The following is an 8,837-nucleotide window of genomic DNA, read 5'->3' on the forward strand; positions in this document are numbered from 1 at the left end:
CGACGCCCTCATCGCCCTGGCCATGCTCAGCCTCGGCGGCCACAAACCCGCACTCCCCGGCCGGGATTAACCCACGGAAGCAGCAGGAGAGCCGAGATTATTCCCGAATCAATGCCAGAAACTCCGAAAAGGTCGTTTCAGAGCAGAATCTCCGTCGAATTGGTTCACCGCCGGAGACGCTGCTCAACCTGTGATGAACAGCCTCCCCGCCCGGAGGCTGCTGCAGCGTGCCCGCGAAGGGGGGTGAGTGCCCGATCCTCGCACTCCTTTGAGTGCGTCGCCCGGCCAAACGAGGGGTGGACGCCGCTACCCCGTAGGCTGAACGGGGCACGCTTGACCGAAATTCGACGTGCTCACGCTTGATGAGCTGAGCTCGACGAAAAAAGGCCGAATATGACGCAGAACATTTCCGAACTTCCCCGCATCCGCGCGATGATCCGAAGCGACGGAACGGGAGAGCTCGTCATCGACGGTGTCAGCTCGCGCATCACCGCCGCCGACGAGGCCGGCGTGCGCGAGGAAATCATCAACCGGGTCACGGATGCCGCGCGCGCGATCGATCGCGCGGTGCGCCTGACCGCGGAAGACGAGCAGGGCAAGTCGCCGTTGATCGTTCACCCGAACGGGGACGTAGAAGACGATGGGGCCTTCATCCCGACCTCCTTGGAACCGGGACAGGCATCGGAGCCGGTGTCGACCGCGCCTGCTCCCGTCTCCGCCGCTGTCTCCGCCGCTGTCTCCGAAACCGAGGACGTCGAACTGATCGCGCTGGTCGTGCCCGCGGAACAGCAGAAATCGGGTCTCGACACCGCCGAACTCCAGGCCGCCGGGCTCGATGACGCTGGGCTCGGCACGGCTGCGCTTGACACGGCAACGCTGAAGGAAGCCAAGCGCGATGCCGACATGCGCGATGCCGATGCCGAGGTCATCCAGCAGATCGAACCGGCCCCGTCGGCACGGGCCCATGTCCCACCCCTTACCGCGTTCGATGGCCTCGTGCTCGATCTCGACGCCGACAGCGACGATGAGGACGATCAGGAGCAGGACCTCGCGGCCTCGCCCTTCTCCGCTCCCCGGGCAGCCACGAACCTCGTCGGCCCGGCACCGGTGCCGGGCGGCACGTTCGCCGAGGTGCCCGCCGACGACCCCTCGATCGCCCCCGCGGCGCTCGCCAGTGGCGGTCCGAACCTCGCGGACTTCATGAATTCCCGTCCGCCGCTCGTGGCGGGGCCGGCCCTTCTGGGCTGGCAGGGCACGGTGCGGCGCCTCACCGGCGGACTCGTCTCCCCGGCCCCCGGAACCGGCGAGATGTCGCACCGCGCGGCGGTCGCGTCCGTGCAGCGCAGCCTGGTCGGCCCGCGCACGATCGTCGTGCTCAACCCGAAGGGCGGCGCGCACAAGACCACCGCGACCCTGCTCATCGCCGCGACCTTCGGCATCCATCGCGGCGGGTACACCCTCGCCTGGGACAACAACGAGACCATGGGCACCCTCGGCGTGCGGGCGCAGACCGCCGCCCATACCAACACCGCAGTTGACCTGCTCCGCGACCTCGACAACTTCGCCTATTCAAGCTCCGCCCGGGTCGGCGACCTCGACAACTACGTGCGCAACCAGGGTGACGCCCGGTTCGACGCGCTTGCCTCCGACCTCGACCCTGCCGGGGCAGCCAGTATCGACGACGTGGCCTTCGGCAAACTGCATGCCGCGCTCAGCCGGTTCTACCGAGTGCTGATCATCGACACCGGCAACAATATGCGGGCGTCCAACTGGGAGGCGGCCGTCGACGCGGCCGACCAACTCGTCGTCGTCTCCACCATCCGAGAGGACACCGCGTACGGCGCGGCCTCGCTGCTCGACGGCCTGCGTCAGAAGGGCCACGCCGACAAAGTCGCGCAGGCGGTCACAATCCTGGCGTCACCGGCCAAGACGGCCGATCGTCAGCTCTCCGTGCGGCTACACGACCACTTCAGCAAGCTGACCCGCACCGTCGTGGACGTGCCGTATGACTCCGCCCTCGTGGCCGGGGGATCGCTGAACTATGACGCGCTCGCGCCGCGCACCCGTAAAGCGTGGCTCGTTGCCACGGCCGCGATCGCCGAAGGTCTCTGACCCGGCGGCGTCCCGGTGTTGAGCCTGCCCGGCTGACAGTGTGCCAGCCGGGATTCAGGCGGCACTGATCTCGGTCGGGCATACTGGCGAAGGCCCGAACGGATGCCCATCGACTCAGATGCCTCGCAAATCAGTGTATGCATCGAATCCTGCCGAACAGATCAGTGGTCGAAAAGATCATTGTGAACAGATCACTGTCGAAGAGAAAGATCAGCGTGCGTAAACTTCCTGCCCTCATCTCCATTGCCACGGTTGCCGTGCTCGCCCTCGCCGGGTGCAGCGGGTCTCCCTCCGACAACACCGGAGCGGCGGGAATCGCCTGCGTCGATTCCGGCACGGCGTCGGAGGCCGTGAAAGTCTCCGGCAAGGCCGGCGCCGAGCCCAAAGTGAAGTTCGAGTCGCCGCTGACCACGAAGGCCACCGAGGTCTCCGTCGTGACCGAGGGCAAGGGTGACGCCGTCAAGACCGACGACATCGTCGAACTGGGGTTCTCCGTCTACAACGCGAACACTGGCGAGAAGATGAACGCCGGCGGCTTCGGTGACGACCTCGGCGCTCCCATCACCCTGGCCAAGGACTCGAGTGTATTCCCGGCGCTGATGAAGGGCGTCGCGTGCGCGAACTACGGATCGCGCGTCGCGGTCGTGGCCCCGCCGGCTGACGCGTTCGGCGAGACCGGCAACGAGGAGCTCAAGGTCGGGGCCGAAGACAACATCATCTTCGTCATCGACGTCAAAAGTGAAATCCCCCCTCGCGCGAACGGCGAGGACCAGAAGCCGGAGGATGGCTTCCCGACTGTCAAGCTGGCCGAGGACGGCGCTCCGACTGTGACGATCCCGGCAACCGACGCTCCGACCGAGTTGAAGACCTCGGTTCTCAAGAAGGGTGACGGTGCCACAGTCGCCGAAGCGGACACCGTGGTCATGCACTACTCGGGCGTCGTCTGGTCCACCGGTGAGGTGTTCGACCAGACCTGGGGCAAGAGCGGTCCGACCCCGATCTCCCTGGCCGCCGTCGTTCCCGGCTTCGCCCAGGGTCTCGTCGGCCAGACGGTCGGCTCCCAGGTGATGATCGCGATTCCGCCGGAACTCGGCTACGGCGCCGAGGGCCAGCCCGACGCCGGCATCTCGGGTACCGACACGATCGTCTTCGTCGTCGACATCCTCGCCGCCGGCTAGCCGGCCGTTCGGCTGCGCTCGAACCGACCGGTTTTCTGGGACAGACGGCCGTCGTGCCGGGCACCGCCGCAGTGCCGGTGCGGTATAGCACCGACGAGCACGGCACCCTTCTGCACCTGGCCGAGGTCGCGTCCGGACCGGTCGACATGGAGTTCCACGCTGACCTGGTCGGCCGGGCGCATCCGTGCGTTCAGGTGTGGCGCTTGTCCGAGCCGGTCGAGGTCCATAAAATGTTGATTTCGTGGCTCCGCTCGTTCCCGCTCGTTTCCCTCGTTTTTCCCCCGACCAGGCAGGGATGTCCCATGACCATCATTGAGGCCAGAGGTCTGACCAAGGTGTACCACTCCAAATCCGGGCCGGTGCATGCGCTCGCCGGGCTGGACCTGTCCGTGCCGCGCGGGACCGTCAAGGCGCTGCTCGGCCCGAACGGCGCCGGTAAGACGACCGTCGTCAAGATGCTGACCACCCTGATCCGGCCGGACTCCGGCACCGCGTTCGTCGACGGCATCGACGTCGTCGCCGACCCCAAGGGCGTACGGCGCATTATCGGCGTTTCGGGGCAGTACGCGGCCGTCGACGAGAACCTGACCGGGTTCGAAAACCTCGAGATGGTCGGTCGGCTATACCACCTGGGCGGCGCCGAGTCCCGGCGCCGGGCCCAGGAGCTGATCGACCTCTTCGAACTGACCGCGGCCGGCAACCGCCCGGTCAAGGGCTTCTCCGGCGGGATGCGCCGCCGGATCGACCTGGCCGGCGCGCTGGTGATCAACCCGAAGGTGCTGTTCCTCGACGAGCCCACCACAGGGCTGGACCCGCGCAGCCGGATCGCGCTCTGGGCCGTCATCAAGCGCCTGGTCGCCGACGGCACCACCGTGCTCCTCACCACCCAGTACCTCGAGGAGGCCGACCAGCTCGCGGACGACATCGTCGTCATCGACGACGGCCGGGTGATTGCAGAGGGCACGTCCGACCACCTCAAGGCGCAGATCGGCGGCCACCGCCTCGAGGTGGCCCTGGTAGAGGCCGGCGACGGCGTGGCGGCACGGGATATCCTCGCCCGTTACGGCGCGGGAGAACCGGCGATCACCAGCGACGGCCGCGGCCTCGAGGTCGCGGTGGTCGACGGGCCGCGGGCGCTGCAGCAGGTGCTGGCGGCGCTGGGTGACGCGGACATCCGTCTGCACGACGCCGGCATGCGCCGGCCCACGCTCGACGACGTGTTCCTGAAACTCACCGGCCACAAGGCGGACAAGGCCGCCGACCAGGCGGACGACGTGGAATTGGAGAAGTCGAAATGAGCTCCGCTGCCACCCTCCCCACCTGGAACCCGCTTTCGCTCTGGTACTCCGACGGCTGGACCGTCACCAAGCGCAACCTGATCAAGATCAAGCGCTCGCCCGACATGCTCGTGTTCGCGGTGATCCAGCCGATCATGTTCGTGCTGCTGTTCAGCCAGGTTTACGCCGGGTCGATCTCCGTGGAAGGCACCGACTACGTCCAGTTCCTCATGGCGGGGATCTTCGCTCAAACCGTCGTGTTCGGGTCGACCTTCTCGGGCGCGGCGATGGCGCAGGACCTCAAGGAAGGGATCATCGACCGCTTCCGCAGCCTGCCCATGACCTCCTCCGCCGTGCTGATCGGACGCACCAATAGTGACCTGGCGTTGAACACGATCTCCATGGTGATCATGATGCTGACCGGGCTGCTCGTGGGCTGGCGGGTGAACTCTTCGGTGCCGGAATTCCTCGCCGGCGTGGGACTGCTGCTGCTGTTCAGCTACTCTTTCAGCTGGGTGATGGCGCTGCTCGGCATGAGCGTGAAGACTCCCGAGGTCATCAACAACGCGTCCTTCCTGATCCTCTTCCCGCTGACCTTCATCTCGAACGCCTTCGTGCCCAGCGACACCTTGCCGACCCCGCTGCGCGTCTTCGCCGAGTGGAACCCGGTTTCATCGCTGGTGCAGGCGGCACGGGAGCTGTTCGGCAATGAGGGCACAGCTCCGGTGCCCGATATCTGGACCATGCAGAACCCGATTGCCACGGTGCTGATCGGCACCACGGTCATGCTGGTCGTGTTCGTTCCGCTCTGCGTGCGCAAGTTCGCGTCCATCAGTTCCCGCTAGCAGGAGTCAGTGAATCCCCTGGAGAGTGCCCATGAGTGACCCGGTGCCATTCCGCACCGACCGGCGCACCGGAGCGTTGCGCGCGCCCCGCAACACCGCGCCCGGCGGGGCCGGCCCCTGGGACGTGAAGCGCGCTCATCCGTCGCTCTACGGGCCTGCCAACGTGGACTGGGAGCTGATCGAGGTTCCGGCCCAGCGGCTCGTCGCCCTCGACGGGGTCGGCGACCCGGACACGGCGCCGGCCTACATCGAGGCCGTCGAGGCCCTCTACGCCATCGCCTTCGCGGTCAAGTTCGCGGCCAAGCGTGCGCTCGGCCGCGAGATGGTCATCGCACCGCTCGAAGGCCTCTGGTACGCCGACGATGCCTCCGTCTTCACCGCCGGCGCGAAGGCGGAGTGGAAATGGACGCTGCTGATGAGCCAGCCGGACTGGGTGACGGATGCCTTCATCGCCGGGGCCATCACTGGCGCGCTCGCGAAGAAGAAGCTGTCCGCGCTCGCCCGGGTGCGGGTGGAAAGGCTCGACGAGGGGCTGTCGGCGCAGCTGCTGCATGTCGGGCCCTACGCCGCCGAGGCACCCGCCCTCGACCGTCTGCACGGGGAGTTCCTGGCAAGCTACGGGCTGAGGGTGAACGGCCGGCACCATGAGATCTACCTCGGCGACCCGCGCCGCGCCGCGCCCGCGAAGCTGAAGACGGTGCTGAGACAGCCGGTCGCGCCGGTCTGACCCGCGCCGGCCGGGCGGCGCCTACTCCTGACGCCGGCCGAGGTCGGCCTGGATCAGGAGGGCGAACTCCCGCAGCAGCACGGGGTCGACCTCGGCGGCGCCCCGGGGTTCCGAGTCGAACACGCACAGAACGCCGATCCGCTCGCCGGAGTCGGCCTCGATGGGGAAACCCGCGTAGAAGCGGGTCTGCTCCTGGCCCAGACGGGGCGGGCGGGCGGTGAACCGGTCGTCCAGGAGCATGTCAGAAATCACGAACGCTCCGGCCCCGCTCACAGCGAGGGCCGTGATCGACCCGGCCAACGAGTAGACGCGTGGAGTGAAGCCCACGCTCACCAGGTCCCAGAGCCGGTCGCCGTCGCTGAGCGTCAGGGCGGCCGACCGGGTGCCGTAGGCGCTTCTGGCCAAGGCGACGATGTGGTCGCAGCGCACCTCGGTGTCGGCGGCGAGGATGCCCAGCCTGGCGACCGCCCGGCGGGGGCCAGGCGAGAGCGGCTCGGCACCCCACGCTTCCGCGCGGCCCTCGGCCGTTCCTCGGGAAGTTCCTCGGGCAGCAGCCAGGTACTCGGCATCGAGCGGTGGCGCCATCTTGTCGGCGAGGAGATTGGCCCAATGCACGTACTGCGCGGCCGTGCGCACCCGCCCCGGCGTTGAGGCGAGGGTTGCGGCCATGGGAACAAAGCAGCTCCGCTCCTGCCCCGCGCAGATCGCCGCGCTGGCCTCGTCCAGGCTGCGGGCGTGCTTCTCGGCCACGGAGCCCAGCCCGGAGTCGAAGGCCGCGATAGACCGGATCGGCTGCACGCCGAGCACGAAGATCCTGGTGCTGAGCGAGGACTCGTGCCGGATCCGGTCGAGCAGGGCGGACAGCTCGCGCTGCCAGACCAGGGCTGACAGGAGGGTGATGGCGTCGGTCGTGCCGAGGCTCACGACGACCGCGTCATAGCGCCAGAGTCCCAGCCCGTCGAGTTCGGCCTGCGATGTGCGGATGGTGACCAGCGGGTTCGGGATGACGTCGACATCCGTGCCCCGCCCGGTGCGAGACGACAACGCCCGCGCCAGAGATCCGGGCAGGGCCACGTCGTGACTGAGCACGCCCCAGCCGACGGCCGGTCCGCTGCCGAAGAGGAGCACGCGGTCACTGTCGGTTCCCGGGGAATGCGCCTGAGGAGTGTCCCGGGGCCGCGGGATGTCGTCGTAGTCGCGCGTCACGGCCGCCGACCAGGCTCACATCAGGGGTACCAGCACCCAGCGCAGGAGTTGCGGCACGGAGGGCTACCGGCCGCCGCGGCGCTTGCCCGCCCGGGGGCTGGGGGTGTTGCGGGTGCGGCCCGGGGCGCTCGTCGCCTTCTTCGCCACGGCCGGCTTGGATTTCGCCGCCGCGACCCGCACGGCTTTCGCCGCCGCCTTGGCCTTGTCGGTCTTCTTCTCTTTTTTGACCTTTTCGGTGCCGGCGGGCAGCGAGTCGACCCGCGAGCTGTCTTTCGTGCGGCCGCGCACGATGCCGATGAACTCCTCGACGTCTACCGTGGTCTCACGGGAGAGCCAGGCCAGGGACACCTGGCTCTCGGCGACATCCTCGACCGGGCGCGAGACGACATCCTTTCGGCCGTATAGTCGGGCGATCGAATGGGGGACGATCAGGATTCCGACCCCAGCCGCGACCTGCGCCATCGCGTCGTCGAGGTCGCGCATGGCCGGGAGCGGGCGGCGGGTGCCGTCCTTGACCTCGGTGGCCACGAGGCGCCATTCGGGCACGTCGTCGGGGTCCTGCAGCAGGTGTTCTTCGGCCAGGTCGGCCACCAGCACGCTGTCGGCGTCGGCGATGAAGTGGTCTTTGGCCGCGACGACCACCGGGATCTCCCGGTAGAGGGCGATCAGGCTGAGATCGGTCTCATCGACGGGCAGGCGCACCAGGCTGACCTGGGCGCGGCCGTCACGCAGCACCGCGTCCTGTTCGGACGGGTCGGTGCGGAAGACCTCGAGTGGCTGGTCGGGGCGTCGATCGGCCCAGGTGCGGGTCCACTTGGTGGGGGTCACACCGGCGACGAAGGCAAGGGAAAAGGTCACCGGCATCCTTTCTCGTGATGGCACTGCGAACGTAGATCCGTGGGGAGCGGCTGTCTCTCAGGCTATGCGGGTGCTCTCAGGCTATACGCTTGACTGATGAGCGAGAAGAAGACCCAGACCATGAAGCCCGCCACGGCGGCCCAGAAGCTCGGGATTCTGCTCGAAGCAGCCCCGGAAGAATTCCAGAGTGCGCCCGTGTCGCGCACCGAGCTGGCCGCGCTCGAAGCGAAACCGCCTGCCTGGCTGGTCGACCTGCGGGCGAACGGCCCGCATCCCAAGCAGGTCGTCGCCGCCAAGCTTGGCGTCTCGATCTCCGGCCTCGTGCGCGGCGCCGTGACGGAGCCGCTCACCTCCGCCGAGATCCAGGCTCTGCTGCAGCAGCCGCCAGCCTGGCTCGTGACCGAGCGTGCCACCCAGTATGAGGTGCGCGAGGAGCAGATCCGGGTCAAGGACCGCGACGCCGAGCGCGCCCGCAAGATCGCCCACGTCGCCCGCCAGGCAGCCCAGAACGAGAAGGCCGGTCGCGGCCGCTAGGTGTTGTTCCCACACAGGTTGTGAGCGTGGCGTGAGCTAAAAAGGTGAGGACCTCCGGTATCGATTGGGTTACCACACTCAACACGATGCAACGGAGGCC

The 8,837-nt window shown here is 68.0% G+C and carries 9 protein-coding genes; 6 read left to right on the forward strand and 3 right to left on the reverse strand.

What is annotated here, in order from left to right:
• Positions 1 to 393 precede the first annotated feature (393 nt).
• Together E3T34_RS00005 and E3T34_RS00010 are read left to right on the forward strand one after the other, a co-directional pair.
• Positions 394 to 2,112 (forward strand): chromosome partitioning protein, encoded by a 1,719-nt coding sequence (locus tag E3T34_RS00005; RefSeq protein WP_134341749.1) that lies wholly within the window; start codon positions 394 to 396, stop codon positions 2,110 to 2,112.
• A gap of 215 nt (positions 2,113 to 2,327) precedes the next feature.
• Positions 2,328 to 3,290 carry an FKBP-type peptidyl-prolyl cis-trans isomerase gene (locus tag E3T34_RS00010; protein ID WP_134373247.1) on the forward strand — a complete coding sequence of 321 codons (963 nt, stop codon included), beginning with the start codon at positions 2,328 to 2,330 and terminating at the stop codon, positions 3,288 to 3,290.
• On the opposite strand, the gene E3T34_RS00015 is transcribed toward E3T34_RS00010, so the two are convergent.
• Positions 3,287 to 3,517 (reverse strand): hypothetical protein, encoded by a 231-nt coding sequence (locus E3T34_RS00015; RefSeq protein ID WP_134341751.1) that lies wholly within the window; start codon positions 3,515 to 3,517, stop codon positions 3,287 to 3,289. The two genes, E3T34_RS00010 and E3T34_RS00015, sit on opposite strands and share 4 nt — an antisense overlap.
• Positions 3,518 to 3,592: 75 nt before the next feature.
• Between E3T34_RS00015 and E3T34_RS00020 the strand changes: the two genes are divergently transcribed.
• From E3T34_RS00020 to E3T34_RS00030, 3 genes are read left to right on the forward strand one after another with little or no spacing between them, the layout of a single operon-like run.
• Positions 3,593 to 4,588 carry an ATP-binding cassette domain-containing protein gene (locus tag E3T34_RS00020; protein ID WP_134341752.1) on the forward strand — a complete coding sequence of 332 codons (996 nt, stop codon included), beginning with the start codon at positions 3,593 to 3,595 and terminating at the stop codon, positions 4,586 to 4,588.
• Positions 4,585 to 5,412 (forward strand): ABC transporter permease, encoded by an 828-nt coding sequence (locus E3T34_RS00025; RefSeq protein ID WP_134341753.1) that lies wholly within the window; start codon positions 4,585 to 4,587, stop codon positions 5,410 to 5,412. The genes E3T34_RS00020 and E3T34_RS00025 overlap by 4 nt, the downstream gene beginning before the upstream one ends.
• Before the next feature lie 31 nt (positions 5,413 to 5,443).
• The gene (locus tag E3T34_RS00030; protein WP_134341754.1) at positions 5,444 to 6,139 is read left to right on the forward strand and encodes a GyrI-like domain-containing protein; all 696 of its coding nucleotides are present in this window, start codon (positions 5,444 to 5,446) and stop codon (positions 6,137 to 6,139) included.
• Positions 6,140 to 6,160: 21 nt separating this feature from the next.
• Here E3T34_RS00030 and E3T34_RS00035 read toward each other — a convergent pair whose 3' ends face one another.
• Positions 6,161 to 7,345: a GAF domain-containing protein gene (locus E3T34_RS00035; RefSeq protein ID WP_134341755.1), complete on the reverse strand. Its 1,185-nt coding sequence runs from the start codon at positions 7,343 to 7,345 to the stop codon at positions 6,161 to 6,163.
• Between the two features lie 63 nt (positions 7,346 to 7,408).
• Positions 7,409 to 8,203, reverse strand: coding sequence for a LysR substrate-binding domain-containing protein (locus tag E3T34_RS00040; RefSeq protein ID WP_198411560.1), 795 nt, complete (start codon positions 8,201 to 8,203; stop codon positions 7,409 to 7,411).
• Positions 8,204 to 8,299: 96 nt separating this feature from the next.
• Here E3T34_RS00040 and E3T34_RS00045 point away from each other — a divergent pair, with 96 nt between their 5' ends.
• Positions 8,300 to 8,737, forward strand: a complete 438-nt coding sequence (locus E3T34_RS00045) for a DUF5997 family protein (RefSeq protein ID WP_174843012.1) — start codon at positions 8,300 to 8,302, stop codon at positions 8,735 to 8,737.
• Positions 8,738 to 8,837 lie beyond the last annotated feature (100 nt).

This window comes from Cryobacterium sp. TMT1-62, from assembly GCF_004403145.1.
Lineage (GTDB): Bacteria > Actinomycetota > Actinomycetes > Actinomycetales > Microbacteriaceae > Cryobacterium > Cryobacterium sandaracinum.

Coding starts and splice junctions, on each gene's coding strand:
- E3T34_RS00005 (WP_134341749.1), top strand. CDS start 394: ATGACGCAGAACATTTCCGAACTTCCCCGCATCCGCGCGATGATCCGA.
- E3T34_RS00015 (WP_134341751.1), bottom strand. CDS start 3,517: ATGGACCTCGACCGGCTCGGACAAGCGCCACACCTGAACGCACGGATG.
- E3T34_RS00020 (WP_134341752.1), top strand. CDS start 3,593: ATGACCATCATTGAGGCCAGAGGTCTGACCAAGGTGTACCACTCCAAA.
- E3T34_RS00025 (WP_134341753.1), top strand. CDS start 4,585: ATGAGCTCCGCTGCCACCCTCCCCACCTGGAACCCGCTTTCGCTCTGG.
- E3T34_RS00030 (WP_134341754.1), top strand. CDS start 5,444: ATGAGTGACCCGGTGCCATTCCGCACCGACCGGCGCACCGGAGCGTTG.
- E3T34_RS00045 (WP_174843012.1), top strand. CDS start 8,300: ATGAGCGAGAAGAAGACCCAGACCATGAAGCCCGCCACGGCGGCCCAG.